This is a genomic window from Pseudomonas sp. LH1G9 (assembly GCF_002949975.1).
Taxonomy (GTDB): domain Bacteria; phylum Pseudomonadota; class Gammaproteobacteria; order Pseudomonadales; family Pseudomonadaceae; genus Aquipseudomonas; species Aquipseudomonas veronii.
Genome location: NZ_CP026880.1, coordinates 3140609 through 3164792 on the forward strand (window position 1 = coordinate 3140609; position 24184 = coordinate 3164792).

27 protein-coding genes and 3 pseudogenes are annotated in these 24184 nt (G+C 62.0%); 22 read left to right on the forward strand and 8 right to left on the reverse strand.

All coding sequences use genetic code 11. The features are described from left to right. Positions 1 to 43: 43 nt before the first annotated feature. Positions 44 to 313 carry a hypothetical protein gene (locus tag C5F70_RS14350; RefSeq protein ID WP_026140011.1) on the reverse strand — a complete coding sequence of 90 codons (270 nt, stop codon included), beginning with the start codon at positions 311 to 313 and terminating at the stop codon, positions 44 to 46. Between the two features lie 398 nt (positions 314 to 711). Here C5F70_RS14350 and msuE point away from each other — a divergent pair, with 398 nt between their 5' ends. The 4 genes and pseudogenes from msuE to C5F70_RS14370 form a co-directional block, all read left to right on the forward strand. Beyond that, positions 712 to 1275: an FMN reductase gene (gene msuE / locus C5F70_RS14355; RefSeq protein ID WP_057005851.1), complete on the forward strand. Its 564-nt coding sequence runs from the start codon at positions 712 to 714 to the stop codon at positions 1273 to 1275. A 9-nt stretch (positions 1276 to 1284) separates the two neighbouring features. Next, positions 1285 to 1938 (forward strand): annotated as a pseudogene (locus C5F70_RS14360) (LLM class flavin-dependent oxidoreductase); the annotation flags it as partial. Next, positions 1907 to 2158 (forward strand): annotated as a pseudogene (locus tag C5F70_RS14365) (monooxygenase); the annotation flags it as partial. The pseudogenes C5F70_RS14360 and C5F70_RS14365, both read left to right, overlap by 32 nt. Next, positions 2159 to 2350, forward strand: a pseudogene (locus C5F70_RS14370) (sigma-54-dependent Fis family transcriptional regulator); the annotation flags it as partial. It abuts the pseudogene before it with no gap. On the opposite strand, the gene C5F70_RS14375 reads toward C5F70_RS14370, so the two are convergent. After that, positions 2339 to 2704: an antibiotic biosynthesis monooxygenase gene (locus C5F70_RS14375; RefSeq protein WP_017846906.1), complete on the reverse strand. Its 366-nt coding sequence runs from the start codon at positions 2702 to 2704 to the stop codon at positions 2339 to 2341. The pseudogene C5F70_RS14370 and the gene C5F70_RS14375 sit on opposite strands and share 12 nt — an antisense overlap. A 100-nt stretch (positions 2705 to 2804) precedes the next feature. On the opposite strand from C5F70_RS14375, the gene soxR reads away from it, so the two are divergent. The 10 genes from soxR to C5F70_RS14425 all read left to right on the forward strand — a co-directional run bounded on the left by soxR (position 2805) and on the right by C5F70_RS14425 (position 10347). After that, a complete protein-coding gene (gene soxR, locus C5F70_RS14380) occupies positions 2805 to 3245 on the forward strand; it encodes a redox-sensitive transcriptional activator SoxR (RefSeq protein ID WP_017846905.1) in 441 nt (146 codons plus the stop codon). Positions 3246 to 3471: 226 nt separating this feature from the next. Next, positions 3472 to 3933 carry a VOC family protein gene (locus tag C5F70_RS14385; protein WP_046384136.1) on the forward strand — a complete coding sequence of 154 codons (462 nt, stop codon included), beginning with the start codon at positions 3472 to 3474 and terminating at the stop codon, positions 3931 to 3933. A gap of 263 nt (positions 3934 to 4196) precedes the next feature. Further along, complete coding sequence (locus tag C5F70_RS14390; protein WP_104903585.1) at positions 4197 to 5399, forward strand: PepSY domain-containing protein; 1203 nt, start codon at positions 4197 to 4199, stop codon at positions 5397 to 5399. After that, positions 5396 to 5932 carry a hypothetical protein gene (locus C5F70_RS14395; RefSeq protein WP_017846902.1) on the forward strand — a complete coding sequence of 179 codons (537 nt, stop codon included), beginning with the start codon at positions 5396 to 5398 and terminating at the stop codon, positions 5930 to 5932. Before C5F70_RS14390 ends, C5F70_RS14395 begins: the two co-directional genes overlap by 4 nt. Beyond that, a complete protein-coding gene (locus C5F70_RS14400) occupies positions 5929 to 6258 on the forward strand; it encodes a hypothetical protein (RefSeq protein WP_017846901.1) in 330 nt (109 codons plus the stop codon). The genes C5F70_RS14395 and C5F70_RS14400 overlap by 4 nt, the downstream gene beginning before the upstream one ends. Continuing rightward, positions 6255 to 6815 carry a DUF6162 family protein gene (locus C5F70_RS14405; RefSeq protein WP_104903586.1) on the forward strand — a complete coding sequence of 187 codons (561 nt, stop codon included), beginning with the start codon at positions 6255 to 6257 and terminating at the stop codon, positions 6813 to 6815. Before C5F70_RS14400 ends, C5F70_RS14405 begins: the two co-directional genes overlap by 4 nt. A gap of 19 nt (positions 6816 to 6834) precedes the next feature. Continuing rightward, positions 6835 to 7755 carry a metal ABC transporter substrate-binding protein gene (locus tag C5F70_RS14410; RefSeq protein WP_046384138.1) on the forward strand — a complete coding sequence of 307 codons (921 nt, stop codon included), beginning with the start codon at positions 6835 to 6837 and terminating at the stop codon, positions 7753 to 7755. Continuing rightward, positions 7752 to 8498, forward strand: coding sequence for a metal ABC transporter ATP-binding protein (locus C5F70_RS14415; RefSeq protein ID WP_104903587.1), 747 nt, complete (start codon positions 7752 to 7754; stop codon positions 8496 to 8498). Before C5F70_RS14410 ends, C5F70_RS14415 begins: the two co-directional genes overlap by 4 nt. Next, the gene (locus C5F70_RS14420) at positions 8495 to 9394 is read left to right on the forward strand and encodes a metal ABC transporter permease (protein ID WP_017846897.1); all 900 of its coding nucleotides are present in this window, start codon (positions 8495 to 8497) and stop codon (positions 9392 to 9394) included. The genes C5F70_RS14415 and C5F70_RS14420 overlap by 4 nt, the downstream gene beginning before the upstream one ends. Then, positions 9394 to 10347, forward strand: a complete 954-nt coding sequence (locus C5F70_RS14425; RefSeq protein ID WP_104903588.1) for a metal ABC transporter solute-binding protein, Zn/Mn family — start codon at positions 9394 to 9396, stop codon at positions 10345 to 10347. The genes C5F70_RS14420 and C5F70_RS14425 overlap by 1 nt, the downstream gene beginning before the upstream one ends. Here C5F70_RS14425 and C5F70_RS14430 read toward each other — a convergent pair. After that, a complete protein-coding gene (locus tag C5F70_RS14430; RefSeq protein ID WP_017846895.1) occupies positions 10328 to 11053 on the reverse strand; it encodes a UTRA domain-containing protein in 726 nt (241 codons plus the stop codon). The genes C5F70_RS14425 and C5F70_RS14430 overlap by 20 nt on opposite strands. Positions 11054 to 11404: 351 nt before the next feature. Here C5F70_RS14430 and C5F70_RS14435 point away from each other — a divergent pair, with 351 nt between their 5' ends. The 6 genes from C5F70_RS14435 to C5F70_RS14460 all read left to right on the forward strand — a co-directional run bounded on the left by C5F70_RS14435 (position 11405) and on the right by C5F70_RS14460 (position 16692). Then, on the forward strand, positions 11405 to 12472 hold the full coding sequence (locus tag C5F70_RS14435; RefSeq protein ID WP_102618347.1) for an ABC transporter substrate-binding protein: 1068 nt from the start codon (positions 11405 to 11407) through the stop codon (positions 12470 to 12472). A 113-nt stretch (positions 12473 to 12585) separates the two neighbouring features. Further along, positions 12586 to 13392 (forward strand): alkaline phosphatase family protein, encoded by an 807-nt coding sequence (locus tag C5F70_RS14440; RefSeq protein ID WP_017846893.1) that lies wholly within the window; start codon positions 12586 to 12588, stop codon positions 13390 to 13392. A 5-nt stretch (positions 13393 to 13397) separates the two neighbouring features. Then, positions 13398 to 14234: an ABC transporter permease subunit gene (locus tag C5F70_RS14445; RefSeq protein ID WP_177410557.1), complete on the forward strand. Its 837-nt coding sequence runs from the start codon at positions 13398 to 13400 to the stop codon at positions 14232 to 14234. Then, the gene (locus C5F70_RS14450; protein ID WP_017846891.1) at positions 14221 to 15021 is read left to right on the forward strand and encodes an ABC transporter permease; all 801 of its coding nucleotides are present in this window, start codon (positions 14221 to 14223) and stop codon (positions 15019 to 15021) included. The genes C5F70_RS14445 and C5F70_RS14450 overlap by 14 nt, the downstream gene beginning before the upstream one ends. Continuing rightward, the gene (locus C5F70_RS14455) at positions 15018 to 16007 is read left to right on the forward strand and encodes an ABC transporter ATP-binding protein (RefSeq protein ID WP_057005837.1); all 990 of its coding nucleotides are present in this window, start codon (positions 15018 to 15020) and stop codon (positions 16005 to 16007) included. Before C5F70_RS14450 ends, C5F70_RS14455 begins: the two co-directional genes overlap by 4 nt. A 31-nt stretch (positions 16008 to 16038) precedes the next feature. Next, entirely contained in the window at positions 16039 to 16692 is a 654-nt protein-coding gene (locus tag C5F70_RS14460; RefSeq protein WP_017846889.1) for an HAD family phosphatase, read from the forward strand. Between the two features lie 67 nt (positions 16693 to 16759). On the opposite strand, the gene C5F70_RS14465 is transcribed toward C5F70_RS14460, so the two are convergent. Beyond that, the gene (locus C5F70_RS14465) at positions 16760 to 17722 is read right to left on the reverse strand and encodes a zinc-binding dehydrogenase (protein WP_026140008.1); all 963 of its coding nucleotides are present in this window, start codon (positions 17720 to 17722) and stop codon (positions 16760 to 16762) included. A gap of 138 nt (positions 17723 to 17860) precedes the next feature. Here C5F70_RS14465 and C5F70_RS14470 point away from each other — a divergent pair, with 138 nt between their 5' ends. Together C5F70_RS14470 and C5F70_RS14475 are read left to right on the forward strand one after the other, a co-directional pair. Then, positions 17861 to 19942, forward strand: a complete 2082-nt coding sequence (locus tag C5F70_RS14470) for a carboxy terminal-processing peptidase (RefSeq protein WP_169886158.1) — start codon at positions 17861 to 17863, stop codon at positions 19940 to 19942. Between the two features lie 124 nt (positions 19943 to 20066). Further along, positions 20067 to 21836, forward strand: a complete 1770-nt coding sequence (locus tag C5F70_RS14475; protein WP_046384146.1) for a bifunctional diguanylate cyclase/phosphodiesterase — start codon at positions 20067 to 20069, stop codon at positions 21834 to 21836. On the opposite strand, the gene C5F70_RS14480 is transcribed toward C5F70_RS14475, so the two are convergent. The 4 genes from C5F70_RS14480 to C5F70_RS14495 form a co-directional block, all read right to left on the reverse strand. Further along, on the reverse strand, positions 21833 to 22204 hold the full coding sequence (locus tag C5F70_RS14480; protein WP_017846885.1) for a hypothetical protein: 372 nt from the start codon (positions 22202 to 22204) through the stop codon (positions 21833 to 21835). The two genes, C5F70_RS14475 and C5F70_RS14480, sit on opposite strands and share 4 nt — an antisense overlap. Further along, positions 22201 to 22539, reverse strand: coding sequence for a helix-turn-helix transcriptional regulator (locus tag C5F70_RS14485; RefSeq protein WP_046385332.1), 339 nt, complete (start codon positions 22537 to 22539; stop codon positions 22201 to 22203). Before C5F70_RS14485 ends, C5F70_RS14480 begins: the two co-directional genes overlap by 4 nt. A 106-nt stretch (positions 22540 to 22645) precedes the next feature. Next, the gene (locus tag C5F70_RS14490; protein ID WP_017846883.1) at positions 22646 to 23104 is read right to left on the reverse strand and encodes a YkvA family protein; all 459 of its coding nucleotides are present in this window, start codon (positions 23102 to 23104) and stop codon (positions 22646 to 22648) included. 315 nt (positions 23105 to 23419) lie between these two features. Continuing rightward, positions 23420 to 24151, reverse strand: coding sequence for an FKBP-type peptidyl-prolyl cis-trans isomerase (locus C5F70_RS14495; protein WP_017846882.1), 732 nt, complete (start codon positions 24149 to 24151; stop codon positions 23420 to 23422). Positions 24152 to 24184 lie beyond the last annotated feature (33 nt).

Sequence of the window (24184 nt, forward strand, 5' to 3'; positions counted from 1 at the left end):
GGCTTCTTGAGAAACCTCGGGCTTTTTGCCACTGAGCACCGGCTCAACTGGAGCGGCCATGCAGGGTCACATTACGTTCGGCGTTCATTTCGCCCTGGTGAGCAAAACTGAAAGGTTGTTGTGCCTGACCGGTCAGGGCAGCCCGCTGGCGTTGATATTCGTCAAACGACAAGCCGCGACGGCTCAACGCCTCCAGCGCCAGTTCCCGGGTTTCTTGCGCCGTGTAAGGGCGTAATTCAGGCGAAGGATGGGTCGCACAACCGGCAACGACAGAAGTGACGAGTAATAAGGAAACAGCAAAAAATCGGTTCATGGCGACGGCTCTGCGAAGAAGGTCTCAAGTCAGTGAACACAGGCTACTCCCGACCCTGGACAGTGAAAAATCACCATCCGTGATAGTCGCTATCACCCGTCGCCACACCCTCATCAGCGCCACCATTATATTCTTTTAAGATCTATAAATATGGAAATACGTTCATTTACGGAATAAACATAACCCTCTATAAATGGCTCCACGCCAATTCGACACTGTTCGCCAGGCAACTGTTGCGCAGGCAACAGCCATTCAACAAAACACCAGGCAGACAACAGCAACGTTTTTCAGCAGTGAGCCCGCAGCCCAGGCGGATCAAGGCCTGCAGCCGTTGGTACAGCGCTTGCTCAGACCGGCTCACTTCCCCTGCTATGCCACTGTTGAAAAAGGAACTGTTCATGACCCGTCCCCTGAATGTCGTTGCCCTCTCCGGCGGAACCTGGCGCCCGTCCCGTACCCTGGTGTTGACCCAGGCCGTGCTGGCCGAACTGGCGACGTTGTTGCCGATCCAGACGACCCTGATCGAACTCGGTGATATCGCCCGGCCACTGGGCGGCGCACTGTCGCGCGATGAGTTGCCGGCCGAGGTCGAATCCCAACTGTTGGCCATCGAACAGGCCGACTTGCTGATCGTCGCCGCACCGGTCTATCGCGGTTCTTATCCAGGCCTGCTCAAGCATCTATTCGACCTGGTTGGCCTCAACTCGTTGATCGACACCCCTGTGCTGCTGGCCGCCACCGGCGGCAGCGAACGTCACGCGCTGGTACTCGATCACCAGTTGCGCCCGCTGTTCAGCTTCTTCCAGGCCCTGACCTTGCCGATCGGCGTATATGCCACCGAAGCCGATTTCACCGATTACCAAATCACCAACGAAGCCTTGAAAGGCCGTATTCGCCTTGCGGCAGAACGCGCAGCCCCTTTGTTCGCCGCGCACGCCCCCTCACTGTTGAAAATCGCTTAAGGATTCGTCATGGATGTTTTCTGGTTTCTGCCCACTCATGGCGACGGTCATTACCTGGGCACCACCCAAGGTGCCCGTCCGGTCACCCTCAATTATCTGAAGCAAGTCGCCCAGGCCGCTGACAGCCTTGGCTACTACGGCGTGTTGATTCCTACCGGGCGTTCGTGCGAAGACTCCTGGGTAATCGCCTCGGCGCTGGTGCCGCTGACGGAACGCTTGCGCTACCTGGTGGCAATTCGCCCTGGCATCATCTCGCCCACAGTGTCGGCGCGCATGGCGGCGACCCTGGATCGCCTGTCCAACGGCCGCCTGCTGATCAACGTCGTGACCGGCGGCGACCCCGACGAAAACCGCGGCGACGGCAGCTTCCTCGACCACCGCGAACGCTATGAAGTCTCCGACGAATTCCTCAAGATCTGGCGCCGCGTATTGCAGGGCGAATCGGTGGACTTCGAAGGCAAACACCTGCGTGTGCAGAATGCCAAGGCACTTTACCCACCGGTGCAGAAGCCTTATCCACCGCTGTACTTCGGCGGTTCCTCCGATGCCGCCCACGACCTCGCCGCCGAACAGGTGGACGTGTACCTGACCTGGTGCGAACCACCCGCCGCCGTCGCCGAAAAGCTCGCGGATGTACGTGAACGGGCCGCGCGCCACGGGCGGTGCGCGCTGGAGCGACACCCTGGCCATCGTGCGTGAATTCGCCAAGGTCGACAGCTCCATCGCTCATGTCTTCGGTTTTCACCACCTGATGCTCGCTACGGTGCGCCTGTTTTCGCGGCCGGACCAATGGCAGCCGTGGTTCGAACAGACCGCACGCAAAAACTGGTTCTGGGGCAACGCCCTCAACCCGCTGGACACGCGCACGCAGGTCAAGGATTTCAAAGTCGAGGACGCGTTGCTGCGTGCCGCCTACCGCTTCAGCCACTACAACCAGGTCCACACCGCCAACCTGCTGGGCCTGAGCCGCAACGTCACACGCACGCGCCTGATCAAGATCGGCGAACTGGCGGTGAACAAGCGCCGCCCGGGGGAAAACGTTCAGGGTGAGCGCATGCTGCACCTATCCATTTAAACGGCAGTGCAACGCATTGTCATGGCTGCGCTCGAAACTGTGCAGCACCTGGAACGAACCGAAGGTCACGGCCGTGGCCTGGTGGGCGCGTATCAGTGTCCAGAAATCTTCTTCGCCGTGCTCAACGCACTGGAAGGCCGCCTCGCCGTCCTCGCGTGAGCGCCATTGCAGGTAATTGAGTACCCGCCGCCCGTCATCGCTGACCTGCACACTCGCATTGAGAAAGCCGCCGTGCCCTTGGGCCAGGCGCTCGCTCTGGATGGACAATGCCGCGACCAGGGCGAGCTGTTGCTGGGGCTCGACCTGAAACTCGATCAATTGAGTGAAACTGCGATTCTTCTCTGATACCTGCATGAACACTCCCCTTTCTCTGTAGGCAGAATCTTGTGATTCGATACCACGCAGGGTAAAACCTCTAGTTAAGTCAAGGTCAAGGGTTAATCCGGAGTTTTTCATGGTTACCAAGGAGCTTACTGTTGGCCAACTGTCGGCCCGCAGCGGCGTGGCGGTCACGGCCCTGCATTTCTACGAAACCAAGGGGCTGATCAAAAGCAATCGCAATGCCGGCAACCAGCGGCGCTACCCGCGCGACGTACTGCGCCGGGTGGTGGTGATCAAGATCGCCCAGCGCCTGGGGATTCCGCTGGCGACGATTGGTGAAGCGTTGCAGGCCCTGCCGGATGGACGCACTCCGACGGCTAAAGATTGGCAGCGTTTGTCGGCATCGTGGCGGGCAGATCTGGACGAGCGCATCAACAAGCTGATGCTCCTGCGCGACAAGCTCAATGGCTGTATTGGCTGTGGATGCCTGTCGCTGGAAGCCTGCCCGTTGCGCAATCAGGGCGACCTGCTCGGTGAGCGTGGGCCGGGGGCTCAGTTGTTGGAGCCCAGTTGAAAAACCGCTCCCTGTGGGAAATGTTCACCTTAAACCCCTGGGACAGCGCCCCGCCCTGAAACCCGTGGTGTCGCTGCGGCTGGCGCCCGCCGCAGCACTGATGGCGCAACGATCTGCCTGTTCACTGTTGCCTGGGCAACACCTCGTCGGTTGCCCGCAAGCCACGGCTGGCGTGGCCTATAGTGAAAGGGCCGTCCCTTCATAAACACAATTCAGGGAGAATGATATGAGCGTAAAACCTATTCCCGAGGGCTATCACAGCATCACGCCCTACCTGGGCGTCGAAAAAGCCGCCGAAGCCATCGAGTTCTACAAAAAAGCCTTCAACGCCACGCAAGTCATGCGCCTGGACATGCCCGACGGCAAGGTCGGCCACGCTGAACTGCGTATCGGAGACTCGGCGATCATGCTCGCCTCGCCCTGCGGTGAAATGGCCTTCGGCAGCCCGCGCGATGGCCACACCAGTGTCGGCCTGCATTTATATGTGGACGATGTCGACGCGCAGTATCGACAAGCGGTCGCAGCCGGCGGCCTGTCCATTTCCGAACCCAAGGACCAGTTCTACGGCGACCGCTCCGCCACGCTGAGAGATCCGTTCGGTCATGTGTGGTTCCTCGCCTCCCGCAAGGAGGATCTGAACGAAGCACAAATCCGCCAGCGCGCCGAAGCGCTGTTCAAGCAAGGCTGAGCCTGGGAACGGGCTTGCTCGCGATGGCGCTCGGGCAGGCCCGCTGCCACTGTTTGATCGAGGGTCGGCTTGAGACGGGGGCTGCCCAGCACCGCGGCCTCAGCGCCCCGAATGTGAACCTGAAACATTTGCTTTCATATCTGGGTTAGGGATTTCTCATTCTCATCCGTCTTAACTTAGATACAGCCTGTCGCGTCAGCAAAAGCTACGACTGGCCTTTTCCGGGCCCTCATTGCCCCCCTCCGATCAAGACTCCCATTCACATGTCGAAGAAGTCGCGCTCAAAACTCTGGTTTCTCGTACACAGCTGGCTGGCATTACCCATCTGGTTTTTTGTACTGATCGTCTGCGTCACCGGCACCCTGGCGGTGGTCAGCCAGGAAATCGTCTGGCTGGCCAACCCGGAAATCCGCGCCAGCAAGCCGTCGGACGCCGCCGAACCGCTGAGCTATGACCAGGTGATCAACGCCATCAAACGCGCCGAGCCCCCGGTGATCGTGCAATCCATCATCCGCCCGGACGAGTCGCACTTCGCCCTGAGTGTCACCCTCAGCTACCCCGACGGGCGCTCGGTGGAGGTCTATGTCAACCCTTACACCGGGGCGATCCAGGGCATCAGCCCGGCGTTCGACTTCAAACAATTCACCCGCGCCCTGCACGGCTGGTGGCTGGTGCCATTCACCAATGGGTTCAGTTGGGGCTGGTACCTGGTCTCCGCACTCGGCCTGCCGTTGCTGGCGTCGTTGATCACCGGGCTGGTGGTGTACAAGCGCTTCTGGAAGGGCTTTTTGCGCCCGACCCTGCGCATCCGCCATGGCGCGCGGATCTTCTGGGGCGACTTCCATCGCCTGAGCGGTATCTGGTCGATCTGGTTCATCGCGGTCATTTCCATCACCGGCACCTGGTTCCTGATTCAGGCGATCCTGGGGGATAACCAGATTTCCATCTCCAGCGAGCCCATCGTGCCGGTGATCGCCCGGGAGAACGTGCCGACGTCCGCCCCCGGCGTGCCGGCGCCGATGATTGCCCTGGACGACGCGATCGAAATCGCCAGCCAACGGATTCCGGGGCTGGAGACCAGCTTCGTGTTCCTGCCACTCAATGCCTACAGCCATCTGCAGATCGGCGGGCGGGGCTGGTACCCGTTGATGTTCCAGACCGCGCAGATCAACCCCTACACCGGCGAAGTGGCGGTTTCGCACCTGCTGTCCAACCGCTCGACGCTGGAGTTCGTCACCGAGTCGATGCGTCCGCTGCACACCGGCGACTTTGGCGGGCTGTGGATCAAGCTGATCTGGGCATTCTTCGGCCTGGTGTTGAGCATGATGGTGTTGAGCGGCCTGCTGATCTGGACCAAACGCACCGCCCTGGCCACCCTCCATGCCTTCAAGCGCAGCCACAAGGCGCCGCGCCAGGCGGCAGCGATCGTGGCCCTGCAGGCTGAAATGACGGAGGGCAACCAATGAGCAAGGTCGCTGCCGCAACGCCTTCGCCACTACGCGCCGTGTGGCTGAAATGGCGGTTCCACCTTAACGTCCTGCTGTTGCTGGTGCCCCTGGGCTTCATGCCCAAGTACTTTGCCGACGCCGCGCTGTTTCGCGGTGACAGCGGCATCGGCGAACGGGTGGCCGGTGAGGTGCAGGTCGGGCCCTGGAGCCTGACCCTCGCCGAGTTCCGCAACGAAGGCCCGCGCCCGGACCCGGCCGGCCCGATGAAATTCTTCAATGCGGCCCTGTGCGCCAACTGCGCCGAGCAGGTCAAGGCAACCTACCTGCGTATCGGCAAACCGCGCAGCCTGCGCGCCGCCGGGGTGATCTTCTTCGGCACGCCGTACCGCATGGGCGCGCTGCTGCCGGTGCCCGAGCGCACGCCGGCCGACGCCGAACTGTGGGTCACCATGGAAGGCTGGGACGGCACGATGCACCAGGGTTCCATTGCGCTGAGCCAGGCCTCGCCTGCCACCATTGCCTGGCTGAACAAGCAAGGAGTCAAACCATGACATTGATACGCCTGAGCCGCGCCTGCGCCACGTTGTTGCTGTGCGCCGGTTTCTGTCCCACAGCCGTGGCCCACAACCCGATGTGCGAATGCAAGGAAATCCCCGGCGAACAGATCCAATGCACCGGCGGTTTTTCCGACGGCAGCGGCGCCCCCGGCGTGACCCTGGATGTGATCGGCTACGACGAAACCATCCTCGTGCCCGGCAAGCTCGGCGCGGACTCGACCCTGACCTTCAAGAAGCCCTCAGCCGAGTTCTACGTGCTGTTCGATGCAGGCCCCGGTCACGTCGTTGAAATCGACCAAGCGGATATCCCGTCCCAATGAGTACGACACAGGTGGTACGCCCCGCCGGGGCCGGGCACGAAACCCTCTATGTCCTGCTGCTGTGCCTGATCATCCTGGCGGTGGCCGGTACGGTGGTGGCCCTGCACGGTGAAACCCAGGCCGTGGTTGCCGTGCCCAGCCACCAGTTGGACGCGCGCCGCGACCTCAGCGCCGCCGAGCAAGGCATCTACGCCGACCTGCGCGTGACCCTGGATGAAATCCACTGGCTGCAGCAGGCACACAGCGCCCTGCCGACGCCCGCGCAACTGGCCGAAGAAGGCTTTGCGCCCTTTGCCCAGGACGCCAGCTCGGTCAGCCGTGGCAATCATCGCTGGCAGTTGCTGGCGCCGTCGGCCTACCTCGGCGTGAGCCAGGCGCCGGCCACCAGCGGCTCGCTACTGATGCGGGTAACGGGCGCCGAGCCGGACATCTGGCTCAACCGCCGCCCGGACCTGGCCGCCCCCGCCGACCTCACCGACCAGGCGCTGATCGCGGCCGGCTGGCAGCAAGTGGTCGCGCAATTCGACGCCGGCGTGACCCGCCAGCACCGTCACTGACCGAGAAGACCGATTGCCCATGTCTATTTCATCACCCCTTGTACGCCTGCTGCTGGTCAGCCTGATCAGCCTGCTGCTCGCCCCGCTGGCCAACGCCGAGGCAGCCAAGCGCCTGCGGATCGGCATCACCCTGCATCCTTATTACAGCTACGTCGCCAACATCGTCGGCGACAAGGCCGAGGTGGTGCCGCTGATTCCGGCCGGTTTCAACCCACATGCCTACGAGCCGCGCGCCGACGACATCAAGCGCATCGGCACCCTGGATGTGATCGTGCTCAACGGGGTCGGCCACGACGATTTCGCCGACCGCATGATCGCCACCAGCGAGCGGCCGCACATCCCGGTGATCGAAGCCAACGCCAACGTGCCGCTGCTGGCCGCCACCGGCAACGCCGCCCGCGGCGCCGGCAAGGTGGTCAACCCGCACACCTTCCTGTCGATCAGTGCCTCGATTGCCCAGGTCAACAACATCGCCCGCGAACTGGGCAAGCTCGACCCGGACAACGCCAAGACCTACACCCAGAACGCCCGCGCCTACGGCAAGCGCCTGCGGCAGATGCGCGCCGAGGCCCTGGCCAAGCTGACCCGCGCGCCCAACCCGGACCTGCGCGTGGCCACGGTCCACGCAGCCTACGACTACCTGCTGCGCGAGTTCGGCCTGGAAGTCACCGCCGTGGTCGAACCGGCCCACGGCATCGAACCCAGCCCGAGCCAGTTGAAGAAAACCATCGATGAATTGCGCGCCCTGGATGTGAAAGTGATCTTCTCGGAGATGGATTTCCCGTCCACCTACGTCGAGACCATCCAGCGTGAATCCGGGGTCCGGCTGTACCCGCTGTCGCATATCTCCTACGGCGAATACAGCGCTGAAAAGTACGAAGTGGAAATGACCGGCAACCTCAACACCGTGGTGCGGGCGATTCAGGAGTCGGGGGCATGACGGCGGCGCAACGCTTGAGCATGGTCAGCGTCGGCCCGACGATCGACTTCGATAAGGTGTCGCTGACCCTGGGCCGCACCGTGATCCTCGATGGCGTGAGCTTCCAGGTGCAGCCGGGCAGCATCCATGCACTGGTGGGCCCGAACGGCGGTGGGAAAAGCTCGCTGATCAAGACGCTGCTGGGGCAAACGCCGCACCAGGGGCAACTGCGCCTGACGTGGCCGGACACGCCCGGCACCATTGGTTATGTGCCCCAGGCGCTGGAGTTCGACCGCGGCCTGCCGATGACCGTGGATGACTTCATGGCGGCGATGTGTCAGCGGCGCCCGGCGTTTCTCGGGCTGTCCAGGCATTACGCCGGCGCCATCGGCGAGGCCCTGGAACGGGTCGGCCTGCAGGACAAACGCAAACGGCGCATGGGCGCGTTGTCGGGCGGTGAACGTCAGCGCGTGCTGCTCGCCCAGGGGCTGATCCCGACCCCGCAATTGCTGGTGTTGGATGAGCCGATGTCGGCCCTCGATGAAGCCGGTATCCAGGTGTTCGAACGTCTGCTCAATGACTGGCGCCGCGCCGGGATCACCGTGCTGTGGATCGAGCACGACCTGGACGCCGTGGGCCGCCTCGCCGACCGCGTCACCGGCCTGAACCGCCGCGTGCTGTTCGACGCCACGCCCAAAGCGGCACTGACCCCGGATCGCCTGCTGACCCTGTTCTCCACCCATCCTCGGAGCCTGGCGCCATGAGTTATGAAGCGTTTCGCCTGATGGTCCAGGGCTGGGCCTCTTCCGGTTACCTGCCGGAGGCGCTGGCCTATGGTTTTGTGGTCAACGCCCTGCTCGCCGGCCTGCTGATCGGCCCGGTGCTGGGCGGCCTGGGGACGCTGGTGGTGGTCAAGCGCTTTGCGTTTTTCTCCGAAGCGGTCGGCCATGCCGCGCTGACCGGCGTGGCCGTGGGCATTCTACTCGGCGAACCCTACACCGGGCCCTATGGCGCGCTGTTCGGCTACTGCCTGCTGTTCGGCATCCTGCTCAATTACCTGCGCAACCGCACCGGCCTGGCGCCGGATACCTTGATCGGCGTGTTCCTCTCGGTGTCCCTGGCGTTGGGCGCAAGCCTGCTGTTGATACTGGCGGGCAAGATCAACGTTCACATCCTGGAAAACGTGCTGTTCGGCTCGGTGTTGACGGTCAATGGCAACGACCTGCTGGTGCTGGCGATTGTCGGTTCGCTGGTGATGGCCCTCGCCCTGCCGCTGTACAACCGCATCATGCTCGCCAGCTTCAACCCGCAATTGGCGGCGGTACGCGGGGTGGCGGTGAAGACCCTGGATTATCTGTTCGTGATCCTGGTGACGTTGATCACCGTCGCAGCGGTCAAGGTCATCGGGGCGATCCTGGTGGGCGCACTGCTGGTGATTCCGGCGGCGGCGGCACGCCTGCTGAGCCAGTCGCTCAAAGGCTTCTTCTGGGTCTCCGTGGCGATTGCCACCGTCAGCACGTTGTGCGGCATCCTGCTGCCGATCATCTTCGACCTGCCCATCCCCTCCGGCGCCGCGATCATCCTGGTCGCCGGTATCGCCTTCGCCCTCGCCGCCATCGCGCGCGGCACCGTGCCCAGCCTCAAAGGGAATCTTGGATAATGCACCCTGCCTTTCGCCCAATGGCCTTGGCCATCGCTTGCCTGATCAGCGCGTCGGTGCTGGCCGTCGACGGTTTTGATCCGAAGAGTTTCAAAGTCAACCAAGGCCTGGGCCACGCCGCGCTGACCAAAGCGAAAAAGCCTGTGAAGGTCCTCGCCTCGTTGCCCATTACCTATGGCCTGGCGGAGCTGCTGCTTAAAGGCAGCGACGTACAGCTCGAACGCGCCGCACCGGCCAACCTGCCCGGTTCGCGGCAGGTGTCCTACTTCACCGGCCGTGGCGCGCCGGCCTTGAACACGTTGGCGATGGATGCCGATGCCGTCATCGGCTTGCGTTCGCTGTGGGCCGATGACCCGCTGTACCCGGTGGCGCGACGCAGCAATATCCGCATCGTCGAAGTGGACGCCGCGCGCCCGGTGGACGGTGGCCTGCCGGGGATCGCCGTACAACCGGGCGTCAGCGATGGCTTGAACAGCCAGCCGTGGCAATCGAGCAACAATATGGGGCGCATGGCCGATGTGATGGCCGCCGACCTGAGCCGCCTGGCACCGGGCGCGAAGGCGCAAATCGACGCCAACCTGGCCGCCCTCAAGCTGCGCCTGCTCAAGCTCACCGCCGACAGCGAAGCACGGCTGGCCCAGGCGGATAACCTGAGCGTGGTCAGCCTGAGCGATCACTTTGCGTATCTGCTCGGCAGCTTGAACCTGGAAGTGCTCGACACCGACGCACGCCCAGATGCCGACTGGACGCCCGAGGCCTTACAGCAACTGAGCAGCCGCCTGAAGGACAACGAGGTGGCCGTGGTGCTGCACCATCGCCCGCCAAGCGCGGCGGTGCAAACCGCGGTGAAGGCCGGGGGCGCGCAACTGCTGGTCTTGAACGTCGACGGCGCCGACCCGGTGACGGCGTTGGAAAGCAATGTGGATCAACTGATCAAGACGCTGAGCCCATGACATCCACGCCCACGTGGATGGCATCATGCCGCCAGAACTCCAGGTCGCAGTCGATCAAACGCTGATGCTGGTCATAGTTGACCCGGGCGATACGCAAGCCCGGGCTGCCCACCGACACGCGCAACGCGGCGGCGGCTTCCACCGGCAGTGAGGTCGGCACAATCTCGAAGCGTACCCGCCCGTAGTGCAAATCGTACTTGCGCGCGTACAGCTCGGTCATCGACTGGTTCAGGTCGCAGGCCAGAATCCCGGGGAAATACTGCGGGTTCAGGTAGTGCTCCACATACAACACCAGGCGCTCATCGATCCTGCGCCGGCGGCAGATCTGGATCACGCTGGACAGCGCCGGCAATTGCAACCACGCACACACCGCCGCCGATGCCGGTTGCAGCCGCGCGCTGATCACCTCGGTCGACGCCACGCGGCCCTGATCGTTGACCATTGCGTGAAAGTGGCTGCGCTGCATCAGGTTGTAGGCCAGGCGCGGCGGCGAGACAAACCAGCCACGGCGCTCCTCGCGATAGATCTGGCCTTGGGCCTCCAGTTGTAACAAGGCTTCCCGCACCGTAATCCGGGTGGTACCAAACAACTCGCTGAGCTTGCGCTCGGCGGGCAGTTTGCTGGCGGGCGGCAAAAGGCCATGGTCGATCTGCTCTTGCAGCGCCAGGCCGATGGATGTCACCGCCTTGATTGCCTCATCACGCATCAACGTTACCTATCTGGACTAGACCAGCACCGTTCAGGTGCATAAACCGCTCATTAAATGGGCCTGTATTACTGCATGCCAGCCTAGGCATTGCAGATGACCGACAGATGACAACCCCGGTCGAGCCTCGTGATAAACCTTGCAATCCGTCGGCCAAGTCCAAGGCCTGCGGGCGCTTGGGCATGGTCTACGCTAAACCTGCGCCGAGCGACATCGGTGCTTCAAAAACGACATCGACATGAAACTGTCATCCATCCCGCCTAGATTGGCTCAGGTATTGCTGACCTAGACCAACACCACCGCTAACGTTCATATAAAACGCCGCGTTGAAAACGCCCAAAGGAGCTTCGGATGAAACAGCTTTTCCTGGCATCACTGTTAGGCTCGACCATTGCCATGAGCACCGCCGCCATGGCCGCTGATACCGATCTAAAAACGCTCGAAGCCGCCGCGAAAGCGGAAGGCGCCGTCAACAGCGTCGGCATGCCCGATGACTGGGCCAACTGGAAAGGCACCTGGGATGACCTGGCCAAGACCTACGGCCTCAAGCACATCGACACCGACATGAGCTCGGCCCAGGAAATCGCCAAGTTCGCCGCCGAGAAAGACAACGCCAGTGCCGATATCGGCGACGTCGGCGCGGCCTTCGGCCCGATCGCGGTGAAACAGGGCGTGGTCCAGCCTTACAAACCAAGCACCTGGGCCCAGGTCCCGGATTGGGCGAAAGATAAAGACGGCAACTGGGCGCTGGCCTACACCGGCACCATCGCCTTTATCGTCAACAAAAAGCTGCTGCACGGCTCGGACGTACCAACCAGCTGGGCTGACTTGAAGAGCGGCAAATACAAGGTCTCCATCGGTGACGTGAGCACCGCCGCCCAAGCCGCCAACGGTGTGCTGGCCGCCGCCATCGCCAACAAGGGCGACGAGAAAAACCTGCAGCCGGCCCTGCTGATGTTCGCCGACATCGCCAAGCAAGGTCGCCTGTCCCTCGCCAACCCGACCATCGCCACCATGGAAAAAGGCGAAGTGGAAGTCGGCGTGGTCTGGGATTTCAACGGCTTGAGCTACAGAGCCAAGATGGCCAACCCGGATGACTACGTGGTGCTGATCCCATCGGACGGTTCGGTGATTTCCGGCTACACCACCATCATCAATAAATACGCCAAGCACCCGAACGCCGCCAAACTGGCCCGCGAATACATCTTCAGCGACGCCGGCCAGATCAACCTGGCCAAGGGCAATGCGCGGCCGATTCGCGCCGAACACCTGACGTTGCCGAAGGAAGTGCAGGACAAGCTGCTGCCGAACGAGCAATACAAGCACGTCACCCCGATCAAGGATGCCGACGCCTGGGAGAAGAGCTCCAAGGCACTGCCGCAGAAGTGGCAGGAAGAAGTCATCATCAATATGCAGTAATGCCTGAGCTGTAGATGCGGTCAGTGTGGGAGCAGGCTTGCCTGCTCCCACATTTGTTCCGGTCCCAACCGCAAACCCGATCCAAACCCATCTGTTGCGGAGCGTCTCCCCCTATGAAGCACAACGTCATCCTTGTGGTGCTCGACGGCCTGAACTTCGAGGTTGCCCGTCATGCCATGGGGCATCTGCAAGCCTACGTCGGCGCAGGACGCGCAGCCCTCTACAAACTCGAATGTGAACTGCCGTCACTCTCCCGGCCGCTCTACGAATGCATCTTCACCGGCGTGCCGCCGATCGACAGCGGTATCACCCACAACCATGTGTCGCGCCTGTCCAACCAGCGCAGCCTGTTCCATTACGCCCGCGACGCCGGTCTCACCACCGCCGCGGCGGCCTATCATTGGGTCAGCGAGTTGTATAACCGCACGCCCTTTATCGCCGCCCGTGACCGGCATACCGACGACAAGACCCTGGCGATCCAGCACGGGCACTTCTACTGGCAGGACCACTACCCGGATTCGCACCTGTTCGCCGACGCCGAAAGCCTGCGCTGCAGACACGCGCCGAACCTGCTGGTCGTCCACCCGATGAACATCGACGACGCCGGCCACAAGCACGGCCTCGACAGCGCGCAATACCGCAACAGCGCACGCTCGGCCGACATCCTCCTGGCCGACTACCTGCAAGGCTGGCTCGACGCCGGCTATCAGGTGCTGGTGACCGCCGACCACGGCATGAACAACGACCGCTCCCACAACGGCCTGCTGCCGGAAGAACGCGAAGTGCCACTGTTCGTGCTCGGCTCGGCCTTCACCTTCGATCCCGACGCCACGCCCAGGCAAACCGAGCTGTGCGGCACCGTCTGCGCGTTGCTGGGCGTGCCCCACGACAAACCTGTATGCCGGGAGCTGTTGAAGTGAGTGCCATGACCCGCAGCAAATGGCTGGCAATCCTGTGCCTGGTGCCTTTCGCGTTGTTCTTCATCGTGTTTGAAATTGCCCCGCTGGCGTGGGTGATGATCAACAGCCTGCAATCGGAAGAGTTCGGCTGGGGCCTGGCCAACTTCAGCAAAATCTTCAGTTCGAAGTTCTACCTGCAGGCGATCCAGTACAGCCTGGAGATCAGCTTCTACTCCAGCGTGTTCGGCATCATCATTTCGGTGCTCGGCAGCTACTCGTTGCGCCGCGTGGACTCGCCGCTGCGCAACTTCGTCACCGCCTTCGCCAACATGACCAGCAACTTCGCCGGCGTGCCCCTGGCCTTTGCCTTCATCATCCTGCTCGGTTTCAACGGCAGCATCACCATCATGCTCAAGCAGGCCGGGATCATTCAGGACTTCAACCTGTACTCCAAGACCGGCCTGATCATTCTCTACACCTACTTCCAGATCCCGCTGGGCGTGCTGCTGCTCTACCCGGCCTTCGATGCGTTGCGCGAAGACTGGCGCGAGTCCGCCGCCCTGCTGGGTGCCAACGGCTGGCAGTTCTGGCGCCACATCGGCCTGCCGGTGCTGACCCCCGCGCTGCTCGGCACCTTCGTGATCCTGCTGGCCAACGCACTCGGCGCCTACGCCACGGTCTACGCGCTGACCACCGGCAATTTCAACGTATTGCCGATCCGGATCGCAGCGATGGTGTCCGGCGACATCTCCCTGGACCCGAACATGGCCAGCGCCCTGGCCGTGGTGCTGGTGGCGCTGATGACCGTGGTCACCGTGGTCCATCAACTGCTGCTCAAGAGGAGCTACCATGTCTCGCGCTGAAGCCGGCCCGGCCTCTCTCTACCACCGGGTGGTGGTGTACCTGTTGTTCGCGATCCTGGTGCTGCCGCTGATCGGCACCTTTGTCTACTCCATTGCCAGCAGCTGGTCGGCGACGATCTTGCCGGCCGGCTTTACCGTGAAGTGGTACGTGCAACTGTGGAGCGACCCGCGCTTTCTGATGGCTTTCGGCCAGTCCCTGCTGGTGTGCGTGGGCGCGTTGATTTTGTCGGTGGTGCTGATCCTGCCGCTGCTGTTCGTGGTGCATTACCACTTCCCCAGGCTCGACGCGTTGATGAACATCCTGATCCTGCTGCCGTTCGCGGTGCCGCCGGTGGTGTCGTCGGTGGGCCTGCTGCAACTCTATGGCTCCGGGCCGCTGGCGATGGTGGGGACGCCGTGGATTCTGATCGGCTGCTATTTCACCGTGGCGCTGCCGTTCATGTACCGCGCGATCACCAACAACCTGCAAGCCATCAACCTGCGCGACCTGATGGACGCCGCGCAACTGCTCGGCGCCAGCACCTGGCAGGCAGCGATCCTGGTGGTGCTGCCCAACCTGCGCAAGGGCCTGATGGTGGCGTTGCTGCTGTCGTTTTCGTTCCTGTTCGGTGAGTTCGTGTTCGCCAATATCCTCGTCGGCACGCGCTACGAAACCCTGCAGGTGTACCTGAACAACATGCGCAACAGCAGCGGCCACTTCACCAGTGCCGTGGTCATTTCCTATTTCTTCTTTGTGCTGGTGCTGACCTGGGCCGCCAACATCTTGAACAAGGACAAAAGCCAATGAGCTTCGTCAGCGTCCAACACCTGCAAAAAGGCTACGCCGGCACCCCGGTGTTCAGTGACATCAACTGCGAGATCGCCAAGGGCGAATTCGTCACCCTGCTCGGCCCGTCCGGCTGCGGCAAGTCCACCTTGCTGCGCTGCATCGCCGGCCTGACCTCGGTGGACAGTGGCCAGATCCTCCTCGACGGCCACGACATCGTGCCCTTGAGCCCGCAGAAACGGCAGATCGGCATGGTGTTCCAGAGCTATGCGCTGTTCCCCAACATGACCGTGGAACAAAACGTCGCCTTCGGCCTGCGCATGCAAAAGGTCAACGCCGACGACAGCCACAAACGCGTGCAGGACGTGCTGCAACTGGTGGAGCTCAAGGAGCTGGCCGGTCGCTACCCGCACCAGATGTCCGGCGGCCAGTGCCAGCGCGTGGCCCTCGCCCGCTCCCTGGTGACCCGCCCGCGCCTGTTGCTGCTGGATGAACCGCTGTCGGCGCTGGATGCACGCATCCGCAAGCACCTGCGCGAGCAGATCCGCCAGATCCAGCGCGAATTGGGCCTGACCACGATTTTCGTGACCCATGACCAGGAAGAAGCGCTGACCATGTCCGACCGGATCTTCCTGATGAACCAGGGCAAGATCGTGCAAAGCGGCGATGCCGAAACCCTCTACACCGCGCCGGTGGATGTGTTTGCCGCCGGGTTTATCGGCAACTACAACCTGCTCGACGCGGACAAGGCCAGCCAACTGCTGCAACGGCCGATCAGCGGGCGCATCGCGATTCGCCCGGAAGCCATCGAACTGAGCCGCAGCGGCGAACTCGACGCCCTGGTGCGCAGCCACAGCCTGCTGGGCAACGTGATTCGCTACCGTATCGAAGCGCGCGGCGTGGAATTGGTGGTGGACGTGCTCAACCGCTCGGCGGACGATCTGCACCCCGACGGCCAGCGCCTGGCACTTTCCATCGACCCGAGCGCACTGTGTGAAGTAGCCTGAGCAGCAGTGATTTTTTAAGAGAGTGTGACGGATGGCATTGGTAATTTTTGATTTGGACGACACCCTGATCCACGGCGACTGCGCCACCCTGTGGAGCGAGCAGATGGGCCGCCTGGCCTGGGTCGACCCCGAGTCGTTCATGCGCAAGAACAACGAACTGATGGACGCCTACAGCCAGGGCAAGCTGGCCATGGAAGAGTTCATGGACTTCAGCCTGGAGCCGATGATCGGCCGCACGCCGGAGGAGATCGAGCATCTGGTGGAGCCCTGGGTCGAGGACGTGATCGAACCGCTGATCTACAGCGACGCCACCCGCACCATCGCCCGCCACCGCGCGAACGGCGACCGGGTGCTGGTGATTTCCGCGTCGGGCACCCACCTGGTCACGCCGATTGCGGCGCGTATCGGCATCGACGAAGTATTGGGGATCGAGCTGGATGTCAGCCACGGCGTGTACAGCGGCCGTACTGTCGGCGTCCTGACCTACCGCGAAGGCAAGATCACCCGTTTGCTCGAATGGCTGGAGCAGGAAGGGGAAACCCTGGAAGGCGCGTACTTCTATTCGGATTCGCGCAATGATCTACCGCTGCTGCTGAAGGTGGATAACCCCCAGGTGGTGAACCCCGACCCGGTATTGCGCGAGCACGCCGAAAAAGCCGGCTGGCCGGTCCACCGCTGGGCCTGATTCGACCAAGATCCAAATGTGGGAGGGGGCAAGCCCCCTCCCACATTGACCACATTCCAATTCGGGATCAGGTCAGGCTGTCGTCGATCACCAACACCAACTTGCCGGAAATCTGGTTGGTCGCCAGCTCCGCAAACGCCGCCTCGGCATCGTTGATCGGGAAGGTCTTGGCCAGTTGCGGGCTCAAGCGGCCTTCGGCAAACAACGGCCAGACATGCTGGCTCAGGTCACTGAACAGGTCGGCCTTGAACTGATCGTCACGGCTGCGCAGGGTCGAGCCCAGCAGTTGCACTCGCTTGCCCAGCACCTGCGCCAGGTCCAGTTGCGCCTCGCGCCCGCCCATCAGGCCGATCAGCACCCAACGACCGTCCAGGGCCAGCAACTTGAGGTCCAGCGCCGCGTAGCTGGCGCCGACCGGGTCGAGGATGACGTCAAACGGCCCGAAATCCCGCAGCCCTTCGATACCGTCCGTGCGGACCACGCCGCCCTGGGCGCCGAGGGCTTCACAGTAGGCCAACCGATCCGCCGAGCCGACACTGACCCAGCACGGGCTGCCGAACGCCTTGCACAGCTGGATTGCCGCCGAACCCACGCCACTGGCGCCGGCATGCAGCAACACCTTCTCGCCGGGCTTGACGCCCGCCAGCTGGAACAGGTTCAACCACGCGGTGCTATACACCTCGGGCAATGCTGCCGCTTCGATCAACGACAGGCCTTCCGGCACCGGCAGCACGTGACGGGCGTCCACCACCACTTCCTCGGCCATGCCGCCGCCGGCCAGCAGCGCGCAGACGCGGTCGCCGACCTGCCAGGACGAACCCGCGCCGACCTCGCTGATCACCCCGGAACACTCCAGGCCCAACACCTTGCTGACGCCCGGCGGCGGCGGATACAGCCCCGCACGCTGCAATAAATCGGCACGATTGAGGCCCGCAGCCGCCACCCGAATGCGAACCTGACCTACATCGCATGTAGGACTTGGCTCTTCCAACCACTCCACATGACCTTCAACGCCTTGCAATGCTTTCACAGTGCCTCCATAGTGAGTCTGGACTGAGCCCGTAGCTGTATCGCCGGGCTTTTTGCATTATGCGACCGGCCCAAATGGAACCGGCGACTTCAAAGACGGCCTAATATGCGTTATCAATTGCCCCCGCGTCGAATCAGCATGAAGCATTTGTTCCCCAGCACCGCCCTAGCTCTTTTCATTGGTCTCGGCTTGTCGTCGATGTCGACCAATACGTTCGCAGCCAACAGCTGGGACAATCTTCAGCCTGATCGCGATGAGGTGATTGCCAGCCTTAACGTCGTCGAGTTGCTCAAGCGTCATCACTACAGCAAGCCGCCGCTGGACGACGCTCGCTCGGTGATCATCTATGACAGCTACCTCAAGCTGCTGGACCCGTCGCGCAGCTACTTCCTGGCCAGCGACATCGCTGAGTTCGACAAGTGGAAGACCCAGTTCGACGACTTCCTCAAGAGTGGCGACCTGCAGCCCGGGTTCACCATCTACAAGCGTTACCTGGACCGCGTCAAAGCGCGTCTGGACTTCGCCCTGGGTGAATTGGACAAAGGCATCGACAAGTTCGACTTCACCGAGAAGGAAAGCCTTCTGGTGGATCGCAAGGACGCCCCTTGGCTGACCAGCACCGCCGCCCTGGATGACCTGTGGCGCAAACGCGTCAAGGACGAAGTGCTGCGCCTGAAGATCGCCGGCAAAGAGCCGAAGGCCATTCAAGAGCTGTTGACCAAGCGCTACAAGAATCAGCTGGCACGTCTGGACCAGACCCGTGCCGAAGATATCTTCCAGGCCTACATCAACACCTTCGCGATGTCCTACGATCCGCACACCAATTATCTGTCGCCGGATAACGCGGAAAATTTCGATATCAACATGAGTCTGTCGCTGGAAGGCATCGGTGCCGTCCTGCAAAGCGACAATGACCAGGTGAAAATCGTGCGTCTGGTACCGGCCGGTCCGGCAGACAAGACCAAGCAGGTCGCCCCTGCCGACAAGATCATCGGCGTGGCCCAGGCCGACAAAGAGATGGTCGATGTGGTCGGCTGGCGCCTGGACGAAGTGGTCAAGCTGATCCGTGGGCCGAAAGGCAGCGTGGTGCGCCTGGAAGTGATTCCGCACACCAATGCGCCGAACGACCAGACCAGCAAGATCGTGTCCATCACCCGTGAAGCGGTGAAACTCGAAGACCAGGCCGTGCAGAAGAAAGTCCTCAACCTCAAGCAGGATGGCAAGGACTACAAGCTGGGCGTGATTGAAATCCCGGCCTTCTACTTGGACTTCAAGGCCTTCCGGGCTGGCGATCCGGACTACAAGAGCACCACGCGCGACGTTAAGAAGATCCTGACCGAGCTGCAGAAAGAAAAAGTCGACGGCGTGGTCATCGACCTGCGCAACAACGGCGGCGGCTCCCTGCAGGAAGCCACCGAGCTGACCAGCCTGTTTATCGACAAGGGTCCGACCGTGTTGGTGCGCAACGCTGACGGCCGTGTCGACGTGCTCGAAGACGAGAACCCGGGCGCCTTCTACAAAGGCCCGATGGCGTTGCTGGTCAACCGCCTGTCGGCCTCGGCCTCGGAGATTTTCGCCGGCGCCATGCAGGACTATCACCGCGCCTTGATCATCGGCGGCCAGACCTTCGGCAAAGGCACCGTGCAGACCATCCAGCCGTTGAACCATGGCGAGCTGAAACTGACCCTGGCCAAGTTCTACCGGGTTTCCGGGCAGAGCACCCAGCATCAGGGCGTGCTGCCGGACATCGACTTCCCGTCGATCATCGACACCAAGGAAATCGGCGAGAGCGCCCTGCCCGAGGCCATGCCGTGGGACACCATCCGTCCTGCGATCAAGCCCGCGTCGGACCCGTTCAAGCCATTCCTGGCGCAGTTGAAGGCTGACCACGACACCCGCTCCGCCAAGGATGCCGAGTTCATGTTCATCCGCGACAAGCTGGCCCTGGCCAAGAAGCTGATGGAAGAAAAATCCGTCAGCCTCAATGAAGTGGATCGTCGCAAGCAGCACGCCGACATCGAGAATCAGCAACTGGTGCTGGAGAACGTCCGCCGCAAGGCCAAGGGCGAAGCCCCACTCAAGGAACTGAAGAAAGAAGATGAAGACGCGCTGCCGACCGAGGCGGATAAAACCAAGCCGGAAGACGACGCCTACCTGGCCGAGACAGGCCGGATTCTGCTGGACTACCTGAAAGTGACCAAACAGGTGGCCAAGCAATAAATGATGGCTATTTAATGTGATCACGCTGCAGAGTGTCATCATATAGACATCATTCTGTCGTGAAATAAAGGACCGTCGGCTCACCGCCTGCGGTCCTTTTTTTTCGATCGAGATCGAGATCGCCATGACCATGACCGAACAGCTGAATGCATTGGGCTCTATCCTGGCTCAAGGCAGTTTACACAGCCTGTTCCAACCGATCATCTGCCTGTCCGAGCGGCGTATCCTCGGCTACGAAGCCCTCAGCCGTGGCCCGTCCAACAGCCCGCTGCACTCCCCGGTCGCCCTGTTTGCCGTGGCCGGCCATGCCGGGCGCCTCAGCGAACTGGAAATAGCCTGCCGCGAAAGCGCATGCCGACGCTTCAGCGAGCAGAAGTTGCCGGGCAAGCTGTTTCTCAATATCTCGCCGGAATCCCTGATGGAAACCGCGCACCAACCGGGCCGCACCCTGCAACTGCTGCGGGACTTCGGCATCCCCCCCAGCCAAGTGGTGATCGAACTCACCGAGCAGTCGCCCACCGACGATTTCGACCTGCTGCAAACCGCCCTGCATCACTACCGCGACATGGGTTTCGCCATCGCGCTCGACGACTTGGGCGCAGGCTATTCCAGCCTGCGCCTGTGGTCGGAACTGCGTCCGGATTACGTGAAGATCGATCGGCACTTTATCGACGGCATCCACCAGGACGCGCTCAAGCGCGAATTTGTCGGCTCTATCCTGCAGATCGCCCGGGCGTCGCGCGCCCAGGTGATTGCCGAAGGCATCGAGCTGCCGGAAGAACTGGCGGTGCTGACCGAGATGGGGGTCGACCTGATCCAGGGTTATTTGCTCTGTCGTCCCCAAGAACACCCGCCGCAGGAAGCGCGCCTGATGCTACCCAAACCCGATAACGCCAACATTGCCCTCAGCGAAGAAGGCAGTGACCTCAGCGCCCTGCTCAACGAGCAGCCGGCAGTGAATCAGGACACCGCCACCGCCCAGGTGCTGGAGTCCTTCCGCCGCCAGGCCAACCTCAACTCTCTGGCGGTGCTGGATGGGCGCGACCGACCGGTCGGGATTGTGCATCGCCATTCGTTGTCCGACGCCCTGCTCAAACCCTTCGCCACCGACCTGTTCGCGCGCAAGCCGATCAGCCGCCTGATGAGCGATGATTTTCTCGCGGTGGAGTTGAGCCAGTCCCTGCAACAGGTCAGCCGGCTGCTGACCAGCCGCGCCCGCCAACGCATCGAGGAAGACTTCATCATCACGCTGAACGGCGACTACCTCGGCCTGGGCCGGGTGATCGATGTGCTCAAGCTGATCACCGAGCTGAAGATCCAGCAGGCGCGCTACGCCAACCCGTTGACCCTGCTACCGGGCAACGTGCCGATCCAGCAGTGCCTGACGCGACTGTTGCAGCAGCAACGCGAGTCGGTGATTTGCTACGTGGATATCGACAGCTTCAAGCCGTTCAATGACATCTATGGCTACGGGCGTGGCGATGAAGTGCTGCTGTGCCTAGCGCAATGCCTGAATGACCGGGTCGACCCCAGCCGCGACTTTGTCGGGCATATCGGCGGCGATGACTTTTTGCTGGTGCTCGGGCCGCAGGATTGGCGCAAACGGCTCAATCAACTGCTGGACGATTTCCACACCCAGTGCCGACGCTTCTATCGCGCCGAACATCTGGACGCCGGCTGCTTTGTGGCCTTGAACCGCCAGGGTGTGCGCCAGGAATATGCACTGCTGTCGCTGTCCATCGGCGTGGTGCATTTGTATCCACAGGCCTGTGGACAACTCGATGCCAGCCAGTTGGCGGAGCTGGCGTCCCAGGCCAAACACCATGCCAAGGACATCGCCGGTTACAGCATCCACGTGATCGACAGCCTGGACATGCTGCCCCTGCCGGTTTAAGCCTCGGCGGATTCCGGGTACTCGTATTCGAACACGCGCACCACCTCCGAAGCGTGCCAGGACGCGGCGGCCACGCCATCGGAAGGCCCGCAAAAACGCCCCAGGCGCTCCACGCATTCAAAAAAACCGGTACGCGGCAGGCGGCTGGCACCCTGGCTGATCACCAGGGAACTGCGCAATGGCTGCTCGGCCTTGGCGTCCAGCGCCGCCAGATGTTCCAGGGCGGCGGTGAGGGTCTGCATCGCCGGCGTGGGAAATTGCAGGCGCTCCAGCAGCGCACGGTAAGTCAGCAAGTGGCGCTGGCGGCGCGCCTGGTCCAGTTCGTGGAGTAACCCATCCCAGTGTTGACGGCTGATACGTAGGCTCAAGATTCATCCCTCCAACCTGCCACGCCCAATTCCCAGGCCAGACTGCGGCGGATCGCGGCATCCGGCTGGCGTTCACCACTTTCGATCAATCCGAGGTACGAGGGGCTGATCCCCACGGTACGGGCCAGGGCTTCAATAGCCAGGCCCTTGGCTTCGCGCAAGCCGCGCAGGTCTGCAAGCGGGTGCAGGTCCTGGGCTGGAGCGGCGTGGGCAGTAGAAGAAGGTGCTGGTGCGGGTTGCTGCTGACCGGCGGCTTTTAGCAGCGCCTGGTACTGATCCCATGGCAACACCGCATATTCGGGTTCGCCATCCCGTGAAATTATCTGAATATCCATGACAGCCCCGTAGGATAACAACACTTACTAAGTAAGCACTTTCCTTAAGCGCTTTCCTAAGGAGTGTAATCCTAACAGCCACAAAGGTCGCAGGGGGATCGCCGTATCATGGGGTTTTTTGCCGGTTTTCCTGGGCCAGCAGCGCGGGCGTCGCAGGCAGGCGCTCAACCACGGCGAGCTTTTCCGGACGCTGCGCCTCACGCCAGGCGCGAAAGGCGCTCAGTTCGGCGCTCAGGCTCTTCATGACCCAGGCCAGCACGGCGATGTCGTCGAGCATGCCGAACATGGGAATAAAGTCCGGTATCGCATCGATCGGACTGAGGAAATACATCAGTCCTGCGACGACCGACACCAGCGCCTTCGGGCTGATCGCGCGGTACTCGCCCCGCCAGTAGGCCAGGCACAGGGCCTGGAGCAACTTGAGGTCATCCTTGAGCTTACCGAGGCGGTTGCCCTGGCTTGCGCCCTTGGCCGCCACGGCGAACAACAGCGTCGGCAAGCGCCCACGCCCCAGCAAGCGCGCGGCCATGGGCAGAAAACGGGCGAAATTGAAGGGTGGTTTCATTCGGCACTCCAGTTCCATGGGACAGAGAAGGTTATCCACACAAATTGTGGATAACCTTGTGAACAGAGCCGGTTTTCACCGCTGAGAGCCACGGTTTACAAGGCTTTCAGTCAGATCGGGCGTTTTTTGCGCACATCAAAAAAACCCAAGAATTCATTGACTTGGCGCTTGCGTCCGGCTACCTGCACTCGAGTCTTGATCAGACTGCCGCACCTTGCGGACGTTCGTTTGGGTTTGCACAGGCTTGAGTGTGCAAGCGTGCGGCAGAAACAACAACGCCCCGTCGAGACGGGGCGTTGGGTGTTCAGGCGCCGATTACTTCTTGGCGGCTGGTGCGTCAGGAGCTTCAGCCTTGGCCGGGTCCTTGATGCCCAGCAGTTCCAGGTCGAATACCAGCACGGAGTTGGCCGGAATCGCCGGGCTCGGGCTCTGGGCACCGTAAGCCAGGTCGGACGGGATGTACAACTCGACCTTCTCGCCGACGTGCATCAGTTGCAGGCCTTCGACCCAACCCGGAATCACGCCGCTGACCGGCAGGTCAATCGGGCTGCCGCGATCCACGGAGCTGTCAAAGGTGGTGCCGTTGGTGAGCTTGCCGGTGTAGTGAACAGTCACTACGTCGGTCGGCTTAGGCTGAGGGCCGTCGGCTTTCTTGGTGATCTTGTACTGCAGGCCGGAAGCCGTGGTGACTACACCGTCTTTCTTGGCGTTGTCTTCGAGGAATTTCTTGCCGGCGGCTGCCGACTCTTCGCTCATTTTGGCCATGCGTTCTTCAGCACGCTTTTGCAGTGCGGCAAACGCTTCAACCAGTTCGTCGTCTTTCAGCTTCTGCTCTTTCTTGCCGACGGCATCTTCAATGCCCTGGGCTACCGCTTTGGAATCCAGGTCATCCATGCCTTCTTGGGCAAGGCTTTTGCCCATGTTCAGGCCGATACCGTAGGAAGCTTTCTGCGCCGGGGTTTTCAGCTCTACGCTGGTCTGCGAATCACAACCCGCAAGTACCAGGCTAACCAGGGCCACCGCCGCCGCCAACCGATGCTGTTTCATGCTATTTCCTTGTTCATGCGCCAAAAGGGCAAT